At 70.4% G+C, this 18,756-nt stretch carries 15 protein-coding genes; 2 read left to right on the forward strand and 13 right to left on the reverse strand.

What is annotated here, in order from left to right; genetic code table 11:
• Positions 1-4: 4 nt before the first annotated feature.
• The 12 genes from V1457_RS05075 to eccCa form a co-directional block, all read right to left on the reverse strand.
• On the reverse strand, positions 5-1,498 hold the full coding sequence (locus V1457_RS05075; protein WP_338600864.1) for a hypothetical protein: 1,494 nt from the start codon (positions 1,496-1,498) through the stop codon (positions 5-7).
• A complete protein-coding gene (locus V1457_RS05080; RefSeq protein WP_338600867.1) occupies positions 1,495-1,800 on the reverse strand; it encodes a type VII secretion target in 306 nt (101 codons plus the stop codon). Before V1457_RS05080 ends, V1457_RS05075 begins: the two co-directional genes overlap by 4 nt.
• A 291-nt stretch (positions 1,801-2,091) precedes the next feature.
• Positions 2,092-2,253, reverse strand: a complete 162-nt coding sequence (locus V1457_RS05085; protein WP_200068433.1) for a hypothetical protein — start codon at positions 2,251-2,253, stop codon at positions 2,092-2,094.
• Positions 2,254-2,304: 51 nt separating this feature from the next.
• Positions 2,305-3,639: a phosphoglucosamine mutase gene (glmM, locus tag V1457_RS05090; protein ID WP_338600871.1), complete on the reverse strand. Its 1,335-nt coding sequence runs from the start codon at positions 3,637-3,639 to the stop codon at positions 2,305-2,307.
• Positions 3,640-3,762: 123 nt separating this feature from the next.
• Complete coding sequence (gene rpsI / locus V1457_RS05095) at positions 3,763-4,197, reverse strand: 30S ribosomal protein S9 (protein WP_295140260.1); 435 nt, start codon at positions 4,195-4,197, stop codon at positions 3,763-3,765.
• Positions 4,198-4,283: 86 nt separating this feature from the next.
• Complete coding sequence (rplM, locus tag V1457_RS05100) at positions 4,284-4,730, reverse strand: 50S ribosomal protein L13 (protein WP_200068431.1); 447 nt, start codon at positions 4,728-4,730, stop codon at positions 4,284-4,286.
• A gap of 478 nt (positions 4,731-5,208) precedes the next feature.
• On the reverse strand, positions 5,209-5,487 hold the full coding sequence (locus V1457_RS05105) for a WXG100 family type VII secretion target (RefSeq protein WP_200068430.1): 279 nt from the start codon (positions 5,485-5,487) through the stop codon (positions 5,209-5,211).
• Positions 5,488-5,543: 56 nt separating this feature from the next.
• On the reverse strand, positions 5,544-5,855 hold the full coding sequence (locus tag V1457_RS05110) for a WXG100 family type VII secretion target (protein WP_338600876.1): 312 nt from the start codon (positions 5,853-5,855) through the stop codon (positions 5,544-5,546).
• Positions 5,856-6,124: 269 nt separating this feature from the next.
• On the reverse strand, positions 6,125-8,032 hold the full coding sequence (locus V1457_RS05115) for a type VII secretion-associated protein (protein ID WP_200068428.1): 1,908 nt from the start codon (positions 8,030-8,032) through the stop codon (positions 6,125-6,127).
• Between the two features lie 198 nt (positions 8,033-8,230).
• Positions 8,231-8,437 (reverse strand): DUF397 domain-containing protein, encoded by a 207-nt coding sequence (locus V1457_RS05120; RefSeq protein ID WP_307849875.1) that lies wholly within the window; start codon positions 8,435-8,437, stop codon positions 8,231-8,233.
• 28 nt (positions 8,438-8,465) lie between these two features.
• On the reverse strand, positions 8,466-9,356 hold the full coding sequence (locus tag V1457_RS05125; protein WP_338600883.1) for a helix-turn-helix transcriptional regulator: 891 nt from the start codon (positions 9,354-9,356) through the stop codon (positions 8,466-8,468).
• A gap of 140 nt (positions 9,357-9,496) precedes the next feature.
• Positions 9,497-13,606 carry a type VII secretion protein EccCa gene (eccCa, locus tag V1457_RS05130; RefSeq protein ID WP_338600885.1) on the reverse strand — a complete coding sequence of 1,370 codons (4,110 nt, stop codon included), beginning with the start codon at positions 13,604-13,606 and terminating at the stop codon, positions 9,497-9,499.
• 303 nt (positions 13,607-13,909) lie between these two features.
• On the opposite strand from eccCa, the gene eccD reads away from it, so the two are divergent.
• Together eccD and mycP are read left to right on the forward strand one after the other, a co-directional pair.
• Positions 13,910-15,328 (forward strand): type VII secretion integral membrane protein EccD, encoded by a 1,419-nt coding sequence (gene eccD / locus V1457_RS05135; protein WP_200068424.1) that lies wholly within the window; start codon positions 13,910-13,912, stop codon positions 15,326-15,328.
• Complete coding sequence (gene mycP, locus V1457_RS05140; RefSeq protein WP_200068423.1) at positions 15,328-16,719, forward strand: type VII secretion-associated serine protease mycosin; 1,392 nt, start codon at positions 15,328-15,330, stop codon at positions 16,717-16,719. Before eccD ends, mycP begins: the two co-directional genes overlap by 1 nt.
• Positions 16,720-17,068: 349 nt before the next feature.
• Here the strand turns inward: mycP and eccB are convergent, their stop codons facing one another.
• On the reverse strand, positions 17,069-18,739 hold the full coding sequence (eccB, locus tag V1457_RS05145) for a type VII secretion protein EccB (RefSeq protein WP_338600893.1): 1,671 nt from the start codon (positions 18,737-18,739) through the stop codon (positions 17,069-17,071).
• Between the last annotated feature and the right edge of the window lie 17 nt (positions 18,740-18,756).

Genomic DNA, 18,756 nt, shown 5'->3' on the forward strand with positions numbered 1-18,756 from the left:
CGCGTCACTCCCGATCTTCGCCGAAGACCGGCGTCGTTCCCGGACCGGCGACGTCGAACCACGCCTCCGCACGCCGATCACCGGCAGGGCGTTCCTGGTCGCCTGCCTGGTCATCGGCCATGGTCCCCAAGCCCAGCATTCCGGCGCCCATCGTTCCGGCGCCCATCGTTCCGGCGGAGGAGCCCGCGGACTGCTGCTCGCTGCGCGCCTCCTCCGGTTCGGAGATCGAGGCGAACCCCGTCGCCCCTCGCGAACCGCCGGTCCCGGACTGGTCCGCGGTGGCGAGCCCGATCGCGCCGCTGTGCGGCGGCGGGCCGCCGAACGGGACGGAATGCCTCTGCTCAGGAAGGCCCTGCTCCGGCGCGAGACCGCCGGCGAACAGGCGCTGCGACAGGTCGGCGAACGTGCTCTGCACGCTGCCTCCCACGTCGCTCATCGAGTCCGAGCCCGCGGATTGCGGAGCGGTCGAGGCCGGACCCGGCTCACCCGTGCCGGCGACCGGACCGTCCCCAGCCCGCACCGGCTCGCCATCCGGGCTCGATTCCGCCGACTGCGGTGTCGTTCCAGCAGGCCGGTCCTCACCTCCCGCAGCAGCGGAATCGGCGGTGTGCTCGGCCGGTCGGACGCCGACCCGGCGAAATGGGTTCTCGCTGATCTCCACAGCACTCAGCAACTGGTCGTACGCCCGTTGCACGCACTCCTGCGTGCTGCCGCTCTGCTGCTCGAACTGCCGCAACTTCGCCTGCAACTCCGGTTCGAAAGCGGTGTCGAGCCATTTCGCGGCTTCTTCGACCACATTCCGCCGCAGCTCGTCGCACGCCTTCTTCGCTCCCGGGATCCCGGGCACCGGGCCTTTCCCGGCGATGAAGTCCTTCGCGCTCGGCGCGTAGCCGGAGAATGCACCGGTGAACACGTCGTCCACCCGCGCCAGATCGGCGACCTGCAGATCTCCGCGCGCCTTGCGGATCTCGGCCCTGGTCCCGTCCGGCGTTCTGCCCGCGCACTCCATGTCCGCGGCGAGGTCCAGCACGAACCTCGCGTACTCGCGCACGGCCCGCTCGATGCCGTCGATCACCGGCGGGATCGCCCCGCCGAACGCCGCGAGCTCGTCCAGCACGGCACTGCCCGCGCCGGTGTGCTCATCGATGCTCGCCGCCGCGGACTCCGCCGCCTCACCCTCCCAGGTCCGCAACGCAGCGCGGAACTCACCGTTGATCAACTCGTCGTCCGCCAGCAACGCCCGGTGCACCGCATCGAGCAGCCGCGCGTCCTCCCGGAACGCGCCGAAGTCGATACCGCGCAGCCGGTCGTACCTTTCCAGGACATGGCGGTCGAATCCAAGCTCTTGCCCGGTCCACTCCGCCAGCAGCGGCAAGAATTCCCGGAAGAACCGGAGACCGTGCGCGCCATCGTCGAGCAGTTCGTCGGAAGTGTGCACGACCCCGGCCTCGTTCAACCGCCGCCCGGCTGCGTCGAACCCGCGCATCGGCTCGGTCATCGCACCTTCCCGAGCTCGTCCGCCCCGGCCCGGTCGATTTCGGAATACCGGCGCGCGACCGTCCGGAAAGCCGCGGCGAACTCGTCGCTCCACTCCGCGAACGCTCGGACGTTCGCGCCGAGCCGGCGCATCGCCTCCCGGTACGCGGAACCTTCCGGCCCGAATTGGCGGCCCGCCGGATCCGGCTCGGCCCCGCACGCATCGATCTGCTCGGCCTGCGCGCGAATTCGCCCAGCCGCGTCCGCGAACGCCTGCGCCGCGCGCTGGACGTCCTGGCCCGAAGTGCCCGTTCCCGTCGTCACGGCTGCCCTCCACCGGCCGGTCGCGGCGAATTCGATCGACGCATCCTGGCAGCGGTGCGCCGGCGATGGAGGCGAGTCGGGCAGAACACTTGCAATCGCGAACGCGGCCCGGTCGATGGGCACAACAAGAATCGGCCGCCGAGCCAACCGGCTCGCGGCCTTCCGCGCGCAGCGGCTCAGCCCACAGTCAGGAAGTAGGTCAGCAGCACCGACAGCAGCATCGCTGCCAGCGGAAGCACGACCACGATGAGCAGGTCGCCGAAGGCTCCTCCGCGCATCACCGCACCCCGCTCAATGCCTGCGGCGCTGACGGCGGTTCACCCACCACTGACCGCCATCGTGCACTGCGTTGATGGCTTTGGACCCGAAGATCGCGAACGTGCCGAGCACGATGATTGCCCCGACCAGCAGGACGGCCGCGACTGCGACTATGGCGACGACGATGGCACCCATGTGAGCAGCATCTCACACTTGCGCCGCGCAACGGAGACCTAAATCACAAGATCACCGGATGGCAGCAACGACCTCGGCGATCCGCCGCGCCGTCGCGTCCGCGATCTCCTCGCTCGGCGCCTCCACCATCACCCGCACCAGCTGCTCGGTGCCGGAGGGGCGCAGCAGCACCCGGCCCTGCTCACCCAGCTCGGCCTCGGCGTCCGCGACGGCCTGCGCCACCGTCGGCGCGGACACCGCCACCGACTTGTCCACGACCCGCACGTTCTCCAGCACCTGCGGCAACCGGTGCATCGTGGTGCCCAGCGAAGTGAGCGTGCCGCCGGTGGCCGCCATCCGGCCCATCACGCGCAGCGCGGTGAGCAGCCCGTCGCCGGTGGTCGCGTGGCCCGGCAGCACCACGTGCCCGGACTGCTCACCGCCCAGCGAGAACCCGCCCGCGCGCAGCTCCTCCAGCACGTAGCGGTCGCCGACCGCGGTGGTGCGCAGCTTGATGCCGTGCTCCCGCATCGCCAGGTGCAGGCCGAGGTTGCTCATCACGGTGGCGACCAAGGTGTCGTCGGCGAGTTCGCCGGCCTCCTTCATCGCCACGGCCAAGATCGCCAGGATCTGGTCGCCGTCCACGACGGTGCCCGCCGCGTCCACCGCCAGGCAGCGGTCCGCGTCCCCGTCGTGCGCAATGCCCAGGTCGGCGCCGTGCTCCACGACGGCGGCGCGCACCGCGTCCAGGTGCGTCGAGCCCACACCGTCGTTGATGTTCAGGCCGTCCGGCTCGGCGTGCAGCGCCACGACCTCGGCGCCCGCCCTGCTGTACGCCTCCGGCGCGGGGACCGAAGCGGCGCCGTTCGCGCAGTCCACCACGACCTTGATGCCGTCCAGCCGCTGCGGCGTCGCGATCAGCAGGTGGTCCACGTAGCGCTGCACCGCGTCCGGCACGTCGCGCACCCTGCCGACGTGCTGTCCGGTAGGACGCTGCACCTGCTCGTAGAGCCGGTCGGCGATCTCGTCCTCGACCAGGTCCGGCAGCTTGTGCCCGCCTGCGGCGAACAGCTTGATCCCGTTGTCCGGCATCGGGTTGTGCGAAGCGGAGATCATCACGCCGATGTCCGCACCCAGCTCACCGACCAGGTAGGCCACCGCGGGCGTGGGCAGCACGCCCACCCGCAGCACGTCCATGCCCTCCGAGGCCAGCCCGGCCGTGACGGCGGCCTCCAGCATCTCCCCGCTCGCCCGCGGATCCCGGCCGACCACCGCGACCCGGCGGCGGGAGTCGTCCCGGTCGTAGAGCACGCGGGCGGCGGCCGCCGAGACCGCCAGCGCCAATTCCGGCGTCAGATCCGCGTTCGCCAGACCGCGGACCCCGTCGGTGCCGAACAGCCGGGACATGGGCAGCGAAACCTCCTGGGTCGACGGCAGGCCGAGCCCGGCACCGGCCGGGCACAAACACCACGGGAGCAGCCTCGGCGCCGGGTGCGACGCCGCGACTGCTCCCGTGGATCGTACGAAAGGTCAGCGCTTGCTGTACTGCGGAGCCTTGCGCGCCTTCTTGAGGCCGTACTTCTTGCGCTCCTTGGCCCGCGAGTCGCGGGTGAGCATCCCGGCCTTCTTCAGCGCGGGACGGTCATCGCCGTCCAGCTGCGACAGCGCGCGGGCGATCGCCATGCGCAGCGCGCCGGCCTGCCCGGAGGGGCCGCCGCCGCGCAGGTTCGCGGTCACGTCGAAGCCCTCGGCGCGGTCCACCAGCGTCAGCGGTTCCTTGATGATCTGCTGGTGCACCTTGTTCGGGAAGTAGTCCTCGAGCGCCTTGCCGTTCAGCTTGAAACCGCCGCTGCCCGGCGCCAGGCGCACGCGCACGATGGCCTGCTTGCGGCGACCGACGGTCTGCACCGGGCGGCCGGCCGGAATCGGCGCGACCTCGCGCGGGGCCTCCTCCTCGGCGAAGATCTCGCCGACGCTGTCGCCGACGGTCTCGGACAGCGGAGTCTCCTCCGCGGCGGGCGTGGTCACGGGCTGGTCCTCGGGTCCCTCAGTCACTTCTCGACCTTCGCGTTGATCTGGTACGGCTGCGGGTTCTGGGCCGCGTGCGGGTGCTCCGGTCCGGCGTAGACCTTGAGCTTCTTGCTCATCGCCCGGCCGAGCTTGTTCTTCGGCAGCATCCCCTTGATGGCCTTCTCCAGCAGCCGCTCCGGGTGCGACTCGAGCACCTGGCCGAAGGACTGCTTGCGCAACCCGCCCGGGTAGCCGCTGTGCCGGTACTGGAACGCCTGCTCCCGCTTGTTCCCGGTCAGCGCCACCTTCTCGGCGTTCACGATGACGACGAAGTCGCCGGTGTCCATGTGGGGGGCGTAAATCGGCTTGTGCTTGCCCCGCAGCAGGAGGGCGGCCTGGGTGGCCAGCCGGCCGAGCACCACGTCCTCGGCGTCGATGACATGCCAGGCGCGGGTCACCTCACCGGCCTTCGGGCTGTACGTGCGCACGGATCTACCTCGTCGTCGTTCGCGTCGGAATCTCGGTGCGGACCCCGTGTTCCTCCGGGAAGCCCATCGGAACCGTGCCGGGTCGGATGCCCCGGCCGGGCCGGGGAACCGGCACGTCCTGGGTGTTCACCGGAGACCTGCTCCCCCGGCGCCGCCTCGGCCAACGCCTGGCGTTCCGCTGGGTCCGGTCACCGCTCCAACACCGCAGTCGCGCACCGCACAACAAACAATCAGGGTACTCGGTGGCGCGAAGCCGGATCGAACGGGGTCGCTTGGCCTGGATCGCACTGCCGCGCCAGTCCGGGCTCGCCGACCACATCGGAACGCCCGCCTCGTCGCCGACCGAGATGCTACCCGGCACCACGCGACGAGCGGACACCCGCCTACCGGACGCCGCCGACCCCGGGGCATCCTGCCCGCGGGGTCGGCGTGCGGTGGGACATCGGCTACCGCCGGTGGCCGACGTCCCCGGAAATTCTCAGAACCTGCCCACGTTCTTCCGCTCGCCGGCCTGGTACGCCTCGTTGGCGGTGTTGACGGCCACGCCCATCTTCGCGGCGGTCTCGACCATCTCCCTGGCGGCTTGGTCCCACTCCTGCTGCGCACCCTTGTACGCCTCCATAGCACCACCGCTCCAGGTTTCGACCAGCGGCTTGAGCTTTTGCTCCAGCTCGTCCAGCTCCGCCTGGATCTTGCGGGACACCGCGCCCAGGTCGTCCGATGCCTGGCTGAGCTGCGCGAAATTGACCTTGATCATGAGTTATCCTCGCACGTTACGTCGTCGGTGAATCGGACCAGGAAGTTCGAAGCCCCTCAACCTTCGAGCAAGCCCTCGATCCGGGACATCTGGTCGGCCTGCTCCTGCTCGTTCTTGTCGTACTCCTTGCCGGAGATCTGCACGGCCTCCCCGATTTCACCGAGCTTCCGGTTGATCGTGTCCGCGTTCTGCTGGAAACGGTCCATCAGCCTGCGGAAGACGATCGCCGGCTGCCCTTCCCAGCCCGCCATCACCGGCTCGATCTGGCCGTGCAGCGTTTTCACCGCGTGGTCGACGTTGCTGCGGACCTCTTCGATTTGGCTCGCAGCCGTCTCCATCTGCTGTGCGTCGGCTTCAAATCCGCTCATACCGCAGGTCTCCTTCAAACGTCGCCCGAAGATCGATGCATCTACGACGGAGAGGTTGCCATGCCCGGTTCCGCGTTGTCCCCGCTTGTGCCCAAACAGTTGCGGCTGTGAACGCCATCGCCGATTTCCGCGGGCCACCAAGGCATTCGCGAACGGGAAAGGTGCCGCGCACAACGGATTCACGGACGCTATTTGCAGGAGTGATTCGCGATGGTGAACCGAACGCTCGGAAACCTCTGCGCAACGGCCGCGTACTCGCCGGCAGACGATCAGGGCACCCGCAGCGAGGAGACGACCTGCTCGCAGCCGCGCCGCACCTCCTGTTCGGCCGCGGCGGTGTAGCGGCAGCCGACGCTGACCTGGAACCGGCCCTGGTGCAGCACGAACCATTCCGCTGTCGTGCCCGCGAGGTCTTCGCGGTAGTACACCGCGTTGCGCCCGGCGAACGAAACATCGCCGTCGAAAGCGGAGAACGGCTTGCCCTGCGCGACGAACCGGTCGTACTGCGCGCGCAGGTCCCGCACCGCCCGCGCCCGATCCGCCCCGGTGTCGTAGCCGAGGTCGCCTTCCTGCACCACGATCCGGTCGTCGCGACCTGGGCCCGGGGCGACGATCGTCTGCCAGAGGTTCGGGTCTCCGCCGGTCTGCTGCCACTGCGCCGGGTAGTCGAAGGAGTACTCGTACTGCGCGATGTGCTCCGCCGGAGGCTGCTGGGCCCGTCCGCCGGAACCCGGCGAGAGCAGCGCGGCCGCCACGATCGCGGCGACGCCCAGCAACGCGGCGCCGCCGCCGAGCACCCGGGGCAGCGCCTTTCCCCGCCACTGCACGGCGCGCCTGCGCTGCTGCGCCGCGGGCCACCGCAGCACCGGGCGGGTCTGATCGCTGCCGCCGATGACCACTGTGGACGCTCGGCTGAGCGAGTCGTCCGGCTGCACCGGCGGTGGCGCGGGCGCGGCCACCTGCGCAGCGGTCTGCGCAACGCCCGCGGGCGAGTTCGGGTACTTGCGCACCGTCGGGGCGTTGGATCCGCGATGCGCCCCGGCGGGCGCCAGGCCGCCGGCTCGTTCCGGATCGAGCCGCACCGCGCGCAGCGCACCGCGCGCGACCACGGTCTCGGGCTGGTCCAAAGTGGTCGGCAGCACGCCGGTTCGCTCGTGGATCAGCCGCGACACCAGCGGAATCCGGCTGGACCCGCCGACCAGGAAGACCCCGGCCAGCCGGGAACGCGGGACCCGGCCCTCGCGCAGCGTCGCCGGAACCAGGTCGACCGCCTTGGCCAGCGCCGCGGCGACCAGCCGCTCCAGATCGGCGCGGGTGAGGTGCGCGTCGGAGAACGGCGGCGGCATCGGCACGTCGGTGTAGGTGTGCCGGGACAGCGTCTCCTTCGCACCCCGCACGTCCTGGCGCAACACCCGCCTGCGGCGGCGGTCGGCCATTTCGCGGCCCGCCACCAGCTGCTGCCAGGCCGCCGGGTCCATTCCGGACACGACACCGCCGATGTGCTCCAGCAGCGCCTGATCGATGTCGGCGCCGCCGTAGTTCGGGTCGCCCTTGGTCGCCAGCACCCGGAACGACCGGCCCTGCTTGCACACCACGCTGGCGTCGACGGTGCCGCCGCCGAAGTCGAGCACCGCCAGCGCACCGCCGTCCGGCAGGCCGTAGCCGGCGCCGCCGCAACCGGCCTGCCCGTAACCGGTCCGACCGCAGCCGGAGGAGTGGAACACCGCCGCGGCCACCGGCTCCGGCACCAGCACGAGCTGCTGCGCCAGCCCTGCCGCGGCTTGGCGCAGCACGCCCGCGCGCACCGAACCCCAATCGGCCGGATGCGTCAGCACCAGCAGCTCCACCGCCGCACCGCCCGCGTACCTGCGGGCTTCGCCGACAGCGCGCTGCAGTACCGACCGGACCACGTCGCCGACCCGCAGCACGGTGCTGCCCAGCAGCAGTTCGCCCTCGTCCACGCGCCGCTTGGGATGCGGTTCGAAGCGGGACGGGTCGACCGCGGCCTGCCGTTCCGCCTCGTTGCCGACGAACAGCGTGCCGTCGGCCGCCGCGAACACCGCGGAGGGCACCAGCGGGCGGCCGTCGATGGCCACGACCTGCGGCTCACCGCCGCCCGCGGAGACCACGGTGCAAGTGCTGGAGGTGCCGAAGTCGACCGAGACGTGCAGGGACACCAACAACTCCTTCACGCGCCACCGGCCGAACCTCCGACCCGGACGCTGCAGCGGCGGTGTCTTCGGCGGCAGGCAGGCTTGCCGACGGGAACGGAACTTTGCCCGAGTTGAACTCCCCCCCCCGATCAGAATTCACCGAAGCAGCCTAGGTGCCGAGGGTGCGCTCACTTCAACAATCTGCCCTCGATCGGGTGGCATTCACACAGATCGCTTGACGTCCGCTCCCGGTGTGCCGCTGCAAAACGGTGCGGGCGCATTCGCGCGCAGAACTGCGGCAATGCGCCGCGCGGGAAACGGCGATTCGCGCCGCTTGAGGTCGGCGACGAAGCTGCGCCACTGCTCGCGGCGGAAGCGCAACACCGCGGAACGGTCCTTGGAATCCCGGACGCGGACCACCGCCGCCACGCCGCCGACCTCCACGCAAGCCGACTGGCTACCGCTGTAGCTCGACTTCCGCCAGCGCTTCCCGCCGCCCATCACCGGTGTCCTCCTCACGCTCGTACGCATCGGCATAGGCCGCGACGAGGTCGGCCGAACGCGCCGGGCTCATCGCGGTCCGGCACAGCGTAGAGCGAGCGCGCTGGAACGGGGTGACATCTTCCGGAGCATCGAGGAATGCGCCGCAGCGCCGCTGCTCCAAGTGCACCAGCGGCTTGCTCCGCTCGAACTCCAGCAGCAGGAACGGGCCGTCCAGCCCGGTGTGCCCGCCGAGCGAGAACGGCATCACCTGCAGCGTCACGTTCGGCAGCCGGGCCGTTTTGAGCACCGCGCGCAACTGGTCGGCCATCACCAACCTGCCGCCGACCGCCCGGCACAGCGCCGCCTCGTCCAGCAGCACCAGGTAGCGCACCGGATCCGGCTCGTTCAAGATCTGCTGGCGCGCCAGCCGGGCCGCGACGAGCCGGTCGCGGTGCTGCGGTTCCACTTCGGTCGCGGCGAACAGCGCGCGGGAGTACTCCGGGATCTGCAGCAGCCCTGGAATGAGCACTTCGGACAGTTCGGTGATGCGCACCGCGCGGCTTTCCGCGTCGGCGAGTTCGGTGAGCTGGGCGGGCAGCCCGCCGCCGGATTCCCACCAGGCGGTGCGATCGATGTCGTGCGCCATCCGCAGCAGCCGGTCCCGTTCCCCGCCGCGCACGTCGAGCGCGTCCAGGAACGCGCGCACGGTGGGCGGGGACAGTCTGCGCCGGGCGGTCTCCAGCCGGCTGACCTTTGCTTCCGAACAGCCGATCAAGCTGCCGACCTGGCGCATCGTCAACCCGGACTCCGCCCGTGCGGAGCGCAATTCCTTTCCCAGAGCACGAGCTCGCGGTGTGTCCGACATGGACACAGTTTAAGTGTTACATCGGAGCAAGATCTTCGCTCGATCGTGTCATGATTTCGCGTTCCGCGCGCCTGGAACGACGGACCTCCCCCACCGATCGGCGAGGGAGGTCCGTGGTATTGCCCGATCCGGTCCGGCGATCACTCCGGGCGGATCATCGCGGTCTGGATCTGTTGCGGCGTCCGCAGCCGCCTGCTGACCAAGGTGCCCCGGCCCGGCGGCAGCTGCCGCGACTTGATGTTGCCGACCAGCTGCCCGTCGTCCTTGTTGGCGCTCATCGCCAGACCCGGCGTGGAGACCTCCCGCATCTTGCCGATGATCGGCTCGAACAGCGCGCGACCCGCGTTGCCGGAGTTCCGCGCGATGATCATGTGCAGACCCACGTCGGTGGCCTGGGCGACGTACTCCTGCAACGGCGTCAGCGGATTGTTGCCCTGCGGCGAGACCAGCTCGTAGTCGTCGATCACGACGAACAGCTCCGGACCCGTCCACCAGGACCGGTCCCGCAGCTGCTGCTGGGTCACGTCCGGACCCGGCATCCGCTTCTTCAGCGCCGCGGCCACGTCGCGGACGTTGTTCTTGAGCTGCTCGGTCGTGACGGTGTACTCCATCAGGTGCGGCGAGTCGATGAACCCGAGCATCGTGCGGCGCACGTCGACCAGCAGGATCAGCGCCTCCTGCGGCGTGTAGCGCGTTGTGATCCCGCGGACGATCGTGCGCAGCAGCGAAGTCTTGCCCGATTCCCGCTCGGCGAAGGCGTAGAAGTGCGGCTCCGCCTTGAAGTCCAGGTAGACCGGGTTGAGCCCGTCCTCGTTGATGCCGATCGGCACCAGGTGCGGCCGGGGCTGCTGCTCCAGCGTCGGCAGCTGCTCGTACGGCAGCAGCTCCGGCAGCAGCCTGACCTGCGGCGCCGGACGGCCCTTCCACGAACTCTTCACCCGGTTCACCAGGTCGGCGACCCCGTCGGCGAGGTCGTCGTTGTAGAGCTGCCAGCCGGGGCGCGGCGTGCGCTCGGCCTCGTCGGCACCGCGCTTCCTGGCCTCCTCCGCGCGCTTGCGCTCCACCGGGATGCGGTCGCCCAGCTTCTCGCTGTCCACCCGCGGCAGCGCGGTCAGGAAGTGCAGCTGGGACACGTGCAGACCGCGCCCGGGCCGTCCTTCCGGGACGGTCACCGCGACCTTGCGGTTCACCTCCGACTCGCCCGGATCGCCGAGCCGCAGCTCCAGCCGGGTGCCGAGGTTGTCCTTGAGCACCGGGCGGATGCCCGACCACCGGTTCGCGGACAGGAACACGTGGATGCCGAACGCCAGGCCCTGCTGCGCGAGGTTGTTGATCTCGGCTTCCAGCGGCTCGAACTCCGCCTCGGCGCGGAACGCCTCCCAGCCGTCGATGATCAGGAACACGTCGCCGTACGGGTCGTCGGTGAGCTCGCCGCGCTGCTTGCGGGCGCGGAAATCGCTCATCGAGTCGAGGCCGGTCTCCTGGAACCGGGCCTCCCGCGCCGTCATCAGCGCCTTGATCTCGGCGATCGTGCGGCGCACCGTGTCCGGATCGCGGCGGCTGCCGAACGCGCCGACGTGCGGCAGGTTCCGCAGCGCCGAGAGCGCACCGCCACCGAGGTCGATGCAGTAGAACTGCACCTCCTGCGGGGTGTGCGTGAGCGCCATCGAAGTGATCATGGTGCGCAGCAGGTTGGACTTGCCCGCCTGCGGGCCGCCGACGACCGCGCCGTGCCCCTGGGCACCCGCCAGGTCCAGCGTCAGCGAGTCCTGGCGCTGGTGGTACGGCACGTCGATCAGCCCGACCGGCACCTGCAACCGCCCGCTGTTGAACGAACCGGCTGCGGTGTAGCCGCGGTCGTCGGTCGCCTGCAGCGGCGGCAGCAGACCGTCCAAAGTGGGCGGTGCGTCCAGCGGCGGCAGCCACACCGTGTGCGCGGGCGGGCCCGCGCCCTCGACCTTGCGGATCACCAGCTGGAAGTCGGTCGGTGCTGCGGTGTCGTCCTTGGTCTCCTTGGGCTCCTCGACCACCGAGGTCTCCGGTTCCGGGGGCTTCTCCACGTATTCCGGGGTGAACTCCCGCGGCCGCTTCTCGCCGGTGACCGGCGAGGCCGCGATGCCCATCGGACGCCGGCCGCTGGTCTGGTGGTCGTGCTCGGAGACGTAGGCGGCGCGGAAGCGGTCCATGCCCTCGGGATGCTTGAGGTAGCCGTGCCCACCGTCGGCGGGCAGGTCCGCGGCGTCCGGCATCCCGATCGCCGCACGGGATTCCGAAGCGTCGAAGGTCTTGAGCCCGACCCGGTAGGACAGGTGCGCCTGCAGACCGCGCAGCTTGCCCTCGTCCACCCGCTGCGAGGCCAGCAGCAAGTGGACCTGCAGCGACCGGCCCAGCCGGCCGATCATGGTGAACAGCTCGGCGAAGTCCGGCTTCTGCGAGAGCAGCTCGCTGAACTCGTCGATCACCACGAACAGCGCGGGCATCGGCTCCTGCGCGTTGTCGTCACCGGCTTCGTAGAGCTTGCGGTAGTCCCAGACGTTGCGCGCGCCCGCCTTGTTCAGCACTTCCTGGCGGCGGTTCATCTCGCCGTCCAGCGCGGCCTGCATCCGGTCCACCAGCGTGGCGTCGTCGCCCAGGTTGGAGACGCTGGCCGAGACGTGCGGCGCGGTCTCGAAACCGTTGAACGTCGCACCGCCCTTGAAGTCGACCAGCACGAAGTTCAACGCCGCCGAGGAGTGCGTCGCCAGCAGCCCGAGCACGATCGTGCGCAGGAACTCCGACTTGCCGGAGCCGGTCGCACCGATGCACAGCCCGTGCGGGCCCATGCCGCCGTAGGCGGTCTCCTTGATGTCCAGGTGCACGATCTCGCCCTGCTCACCGGGTCCGATCGCGACCCGGTAGAGGTCCTCGCGCGGACGCGGCCGCCACGCCTCGTTCAGGTCGAAGGTGACCGGGTCGCCCGCCAGCCCCAGCTGCTCGATGTAGTTCAGCGGGGTCTTCAGCGGCTCGAACGCGCCGTCGTCCTCCACTGCCGCGGCTCCGCTCGGGACCCGGTACGGCGACATCATCCGGGCCACCGAGGTGGCCTCCGCCATGGTCAGCGAGTCCGGTTCGCCGAACCACTCCACGCTGTTCTGCCCGCGGGCGCCGATCCGGTCCGGCTCCACCACGATCCGCATCCCGCGGCGCGCGGTGAGCTGGCCGAGCACGTCGGTGAGGTCGATCAGCGTCACGCCTGCCATGCCGCCTTCGACGACGATCTGCTCCTCGCGGCTGATCTCGGCGTCGTCGAGCAGGATCACGACGTGCGGGCGGCCCTCCGGCGGAGCCGCGTTGCGCTGGAACCGCGGGCGGTCGGCGAGTTCCTCGCCGAGCATCTCCTCGATGGCGCGCAGCGAACCGGCCATCAGCCGCATCGGGCCGATGCCGTCGGTCTCGGTGGGGTGCTGGGCGTGCGGCAGCCACTTCACCCAGTCCCACTCGCTGCGCGAGCGGCCGCTGGAGGCGACCGCGATGATCACGTCGTCGGGGGTGTGGAAGGTGGCGAGCTGGGTCAGCATCGCCCGCGCCAGCCCGCGCGCCAGCTCGCGCTCGCCCTGCAGCCCGACCGCGGCGAACCCGCGCAGCGAGGTGGCGATCGGCAGGCCGGACACCAGCGAGTGCGCGCGCACGAACCGGCGCAGCGCCAGCGTGGTGATCGGCTCCAGCTCCTCGACCGGGCCGGTCTGCGGCGGCACCAGGCGGGTCTCCAGCCGCTGCGAACCGCGGCCCACGCGCACCTGGCAGAAGTCGTTGTCGTTCGGGCGCCGCTCCCACATCCGGCGGGAACCGTCCGCAATGGACCAGAGCGTCTGCGGGTCCGGGTGCACCCACTCGCGAGCCAGCCGCTGCTCGTCGGCGGCTTCCCTGGCGCGTTCCCGCATCTGGCCGAGGTAGCGCAGGTAGTCCTTGCGGTCCTCGTTCATCTCGGCCTTCTTCTGGCCGCCTTCCCGGCCGCCACCAGCCATCATGCCGACGGTGCTGACCAGCATCATCATCGGCATCATCATCATCATCGGGTTGTCCTTGGCCCGCTGAAGCATGAACGCCATCATCCCGAGCGATGCCACGATCATGACGCCCGGAAGCACCTTCTGGACGATGTTGCCCGGGATCACCCGCGGAATCTCCGGCGGTGGTTCGAGGTGCACCTCCCCACCCGGTGGCCTCGGAGCGGCCAGTCGCGGCATTCGCTTGAACTGCAGCGTGCTCACCGGAGGCGACAACCTTTCCTTCTCGTGGCAATGCGTGCGGCCGGGCGCGGCGGCCGCGGACCGCGGGCGGCATTCTGCACTGCCCGCGGCGGCGCCGTCCGCGGAACCCCGGGACTCGACCGTGCTCGTGACCAACCGGATATCAACGTGTTGGCACGAGTTGGACCAAACCCTTCACCCGCTCGCGGTCGGTGCGGCCATACTAGGGGCGCTTCGCGGCCGGGCGGGCCGCTTTCGGCGAGAAACCGACCGTCCTTCGTGGAGCGAGCGGAATGCACGGACCTAGGAAGTAGGGGGCCTGGAGTGGCTACCGGGACCACGGTGTTCAGCCGCGTGACAGTGGTGGCGCCGAACACTCGCATCGACTTGGCGCTGCCCGCCGATGTCGCGGTGGCGGATCTGCTGCCGATGCTGCTGGACATGTCCCGAGAGACCGCACCCGACGGCGGTTCGCGGCACGGCGGGTGGTGCCTGGCCAAGCTCGGCGACGAGCCGCTGGACAACAGCCAGACGCTGGCCTCGCTGGGCATTGTGGACGGTGACCTGCTGCAACTGCGGCGTCGTTCGGACAATCCGCCCCCGCCGCTGTACGACGACGTGGTCGACGCGCTCGCCGAGGCCGAGCCGGGCAGCTACCGGCCGTGGACCAAGGAGACCGCGAACAAGATCGGGCACACCGCGGGCGCGCTGGCGATGGTCGGCGCGGCCGCGGCGCTGGGGTTGACCAGCGTCACCGGCGGGCTGCTGTTCCACATCGTCACGGCCGTCGTGGCGCTGTTCGTTGCGGTGTTCGCCACCGGCATCGGCTCGATCGTCGCCCGCGCCTACGGCGCCCCCACCACCGGCACGGTGATCGCCGGGGCGGGCGGGCTGCCGATGGCGTTCGTGGCCGGGCTCAACGCCATTCCGTTCGGCGACAGCCTGCGGCCGGGCCTGCTGCTGGCCAGCGCGCTGGTGCTGATCTTCGCGTCGATCTCGCTGATGGTGATCGGCACCGGCGTGGTCACGTTCATCGCCGCGGCCACCGTGTCCTCGTTCGGCGTGCTGGCGTTCATCGTCGCGACGCTGCTGCCGCGGGAAGCCACTGCTGCCGGAGTCGCCGCGGGCGCCGCCGCGGTCGGGCTCGCCGGGATCTCGCTGCTGCCGCGGCTGACCATCCAGCTCGCCAAGCTGCCGCTGCCGCACGTGCCGGGCAACGCCGAAGACCTCAAGGAGGACGCGGGCTTCCCGGACTACCGGATGATCGAGCGCCGCACCGGGCTGGCGCACCAGTACATGACCGGGCTGATCATCGGCTGCGGGCTGACCGCGGCGCTCGGCGCGATCCTCGCGGCCGTGACGTCCGAGCACGGCGTCTTCGGCCCGCTGCTGGCCGTGGTCGTGTCCGCGGTGCTGCTGCTGCGCGGCCGCAACTACGCCAACGGCAGCCAAGCGGTGGCGCTGCTGCTGACCGGTCTGCTCGCGGCGCTCGGCGTCACCGCCGGGTTGCTGGTGATGGTCGCGCAGCAGCCGGTCTGGGTGGCCGGGGTGTTCCCGCCGCTGCTGCTGCTCGGCGTGCTGGCGCTGGTGTTCGGCGTGGTGTTCCCGAACCGGCGGTTCTCGCCGGTGCAGCGGCGGACGGTGGACATCCTGGAGGCGGTGCTGATCGCGCTGGTGCTGCCGCTCGCACTCGGCGTCATGGACCTGTACATGGCGGTCCGCGACCTGAACCTCTCGTTCTGATGACCAGCCGCACCAACCGGTCGTTGCGGCGCGCGCTGGCGCTGTCGGCGGTAGTGGGCGTGACGGTGTTCGGCCCTGCGATGCCCGCCTCCGCCGAGGACCCCTTGGACTTCCAGCCGCCGGAGCTGACTCCCGCCACCCCGCCCAGCGGGCCGCTCGGGGTTACCGGGAACTACGAAGCCGCGCAGGGCTGCATGCAGCCCAACAGCGGCGGCACCTCGGTTCAGGAGAAGCCGTGGAGCCAGCGCACGCTCGGTTTCGAGCGGGCGCACGAGCAGGGCTACACCGGCTCCGGCGCGACGGTCGCGGTGATCGACACCGGCGTGAACCCGCATCCGCGGCTGCAGCTGAACGGCGGCGGAGGTAGCGCCGTGCCGGACGGCGGGGCGAACTCCGACTGCGACGGCCACGGCACCGTGGTCGCCGGGATCATCGGGGCCTCCGACTCCCCCGAGACGGGATTCACCGGAGTGGCGCCCGATTCGACGATCATGTCGATCCGCCAGTCCTCCCAGCTGTTCCAGGACAAGCAGCAGAACAAGACGGTCGGCGACACGCAGTCGATGGCGCAGGCCGTGCAGCACGCCGTCGACCAGAACGTCAGCGTCATCAACATCTCGCAGTCGTCCTGCCAGCCGATGGCGCAAGCGATGGCGGACCTCGGCGACCACAACAACCGACTGGGCAACGCGGTCAAGAACGCCTACGACAAGGGCATCGTCGTCGTCGCTGCTGCGGGCAACACGCAGGACAGCTGCCAGAAGAACCCGTCCGGTTCCCCGACCACCGCGGTGCTGCCCGCCTGGTTCGACAAGTACGTGCTCACGGTCGGGTCGGTCGGACAGCAGGGCCAGCCGTCGGAGTTCACCGTCCCCGGCCCGTGGGTGGACGTCGCAGCGCCCGGCGAGAACCTCACCGGGCTCGACCCGGGCAAGGGCGGCACCACGGTCGTCAACCAGCTCGCGACCGGGCAGGGCGGCCAGCCGGGCCCGATCCAGGGCACCAGCTTCGCCGCGCCCTACGTCTCCGGGCTGGCGGTGCTGATCAAGCAGAAGCACCCCGAGCTGTCCGCGGGCGAAGTGATGGACCGGATCGAGAAGACCGCGCTGAGCCCCGGCGGGCCGAACGGCCGCAACGACATCGTCGGCTACGGCCTGATCGACCCGATGGCCGCACTGGACAACGTGATCCCCGCCGAGCACGGGCAGCGGCCAGCGCCGGTCAAGCCCGCCCGGCTCGGTGCGGACGTGATCCCGCAGCCGAACTGGCTCGCGCTGACGATCGCCTTCGGCGGCTCGCTCGGCGGCATCGGGGCGGTGCTGTTCACGGCGTTCCTGGTGCGCGCGCGGCGCGCCGTGCGGGCGCGGGAAGCAGGGCAGGACGCGGAGTAGCGGCGCGGAACGGCCGGCGAACGGCCCGGAATCGTCCTGGCGCGGATGGTTCGGGCCGTTTGTTCTGCGCAGTGCAACCCCCGACCGCACTCCTCCGGGATTCGGTGCCGAATCATCACGCCTCGTGGAAATGCTCCGGACGGAGCGTGTCAAAACGCCTTCACGCCCCGGCGCAAAATCGGCGTTCACATTTTCGTTACGCATCGGATGTCGCCCGGCCGTTGACGATGACCCGGCCGCGAACAATGCACCGAAAACCACGGATCCCATATCGCGGTCACCGCGCAAAAATCCGCCCGCGACCCGATGGGCCGGCGGGCGGATTCTGCGGACGACCAGAGCGTTCCGGTCAGCTCCCGGCAGTGCCGGATTGCTGCTGCGCCTGCGGCGGCGGCCGGTTCACCCCGCCCGGCGGCACCGGGATGGAGTCGTAGACGAAGCTCGCCTGCGCCGGATCGAGGAAGTCACCGCGCGGCAACGTGCCAAGAATCCGCGCCGGCCCCGCCTTGATCGACCCGGGGTTGTTGGTCACGCCCAGCCCCTGCGCCGTCTTCCCGTCCTTCACGCCGTAGACCACGCCCTGGTCGGACACCAGGTAGATCGGCCCGGACTCGGCACCCGGCTCGTTGAACGCCGCGCGCACCACCCCGGCCTTGCCAGCGGGCATGTAGAAGTAGTCCACGTTCGGGCCGGTCCCGTCGAACTGGGCCAGCTTCACCGGCGCGGCCTTCGCCGGGCTGCCCTTGTTCGTGGTGACCGTGATGTGCTGCCCGCCGTTGATGTTGCGCCAGCTCAGGCAGGACGTGTCGGCCTGCTGGAACGGCACCGGCTTCGGCACCACGGTCGGGAAGGTCTCCAGCGCCATCTGCTGCCCGTCCGGTGCGGACTGCGCGTCGGTGATCGTGCCGGTGGCGTTCGGAATGCCTTCCGAGCGCGGCTTGTCCGCGTGCAGCACGGCGGCCGCACCGGCGCTGATCTCCTGCTTCCCGCTGGGCAGCAGCACGTAGAACTTGTCCGGGTTGCCCGCGACGGTCTGGCGGACCACGTCACCGGAGTCGTAGGAGTTCTGCATGTAGTCGACCGTGCCGCTGGGCGCCTCCGGGATCCGCAGCTCCGGCACCTCCGGGACGGCGTTGAGCATCTTCGTGCTGATGGTGCGCGGGGTCTGCCCGTTCAGCCCGTAGATGTCCATCACGGCCCGCTCGGAGCGGTCCACCTTCGCCTTCACCGTGCGGGTGTTCGGGTTGCCCGGCGCACCGTCCACCCGGTACATCAGGTATTCCTGCCCGGACGCCTGGTCCCGCACGAACAGCGACTGGTTCTCGGCCAACTCGGTGCCGTGGTTGGGATCCCCGCCGATGACGGTGGTCTCCACGTTCGCCGGGCGCGCCGAGCCGGAGACGTTGAGGTCGTCGGCGACCTGGCCCACGTCGCAGATCGCCCAGGACGGATCGGCGATGTTGTTCGGGTCCGGCAGGTAGTTCGGCGCGTTGACCATCCCGGTGCGCGGCCCGCGCGGGAATTCGCCCAGCGCGGCCTCCTTTACGGTGGTGGCCTGCACCGCCTGCCCGCCCTGGCCACCACCCTGGGCCATCACCAGCAGCTTCGCCGATGCCATGTTCAGCATCGGGATCAGCCGCTTCTGCGCCTGCTGGTCGGCGGTGACGACGTATACGCTGCCGCTGTCCTTGCCGATCACGATCGAGCCCGGCTGCGGCACCGAACCCTTGCCGCCGAACAGTCCCCACACCAGGAATCCGATGATGCCGATGCAGGCGAGGATCGCGCCCGCGACGGTCGCGCGCTTATGCGAACCCATCGGATCGTGCAGCATCACGGCGTCTTTGCGGACCAGTGCCGATTCCATGCGGCGAAGGACGAACCGGTACGCCTGGACCTGTGACTTCGTTGTGGGTGTTGATGCCATTCTTCGCCTACAGCTCTCCCGTCCGAGGTACGGTTCCGCAGGATAGCCGCCGAGAGTCCGCGAACGGGTCCGATCCGCCGAGTCCGTGGGCATTCTTTCGCGCGGCCGCC

The sequence above is a fragment of the Saccharopolyspora sp. SCSIO 74807 genome, from assembly GCF_037023755.1.
Taxonomy (GTDB): Bacteria; Actinomycetota; Actinomycetes; order Mycobacteriales; family Pseudonocardiaceae; genus Saccharopolyspora_C; species Saccharopolyspora_C galaxeae.

Coding starts and splice junctions, on each gene's coding strand:
- V1457_RS05075 (WP_338600864.1), bottom strand. CDS start 1,498: ATGACCGAGCCGATGCGCGGGTTCGACGCAGCCGGGCGGCGGTTGAAC.
- V1457_RS05085 (WP_200068433.1), bottom strand. CDS start 2,253: ATGGGTGCCATCGTCGTCGCCATAGTCGCAGTCGCGGCCGTCCTGCTG.
- glmM (WP_338600871.1), bottom strand. CDS start 3,639: ATGTCCCGGCTGTTCGGCACCGACGGGGTCCGCGGTCTGGCGAACGCG.
- V1457_RS05105 (WP_200068430.1), bottom strand. CDS start 5,487: ATGATCAAGGTCAATTTCGCGCAGCTCAGCCAGGCATCGGACGACCTG.
- V1457_RS05110 (WP_338600876.1), bottom strand. CDS start 5,855: ATGAGCGGATTTGAAGCCGACGCACAGCAGATGGAGACGGCTGCGAGC.
- V1457_RS05125 (WP_338600883.1), bottom strand. CDS start 9,356: ATGTCGGACACACCGCGAGCTCGTGCTCTGGGAAAGGAATTGCGCTCC.
- mycP (WP_200068423.1), top strand. CDS start 15,328: ATGACCAGCCGCACCAACCGGTCGTTGCGGCGCGCGCTGGCGCTGTCG.
- eccB (WP_338600893.1), bottom strand. CDS start 18,739: ATGCCCACGGACTCGGCGGATCGGACCCGTTCGCGGACTCTCGGCGGC.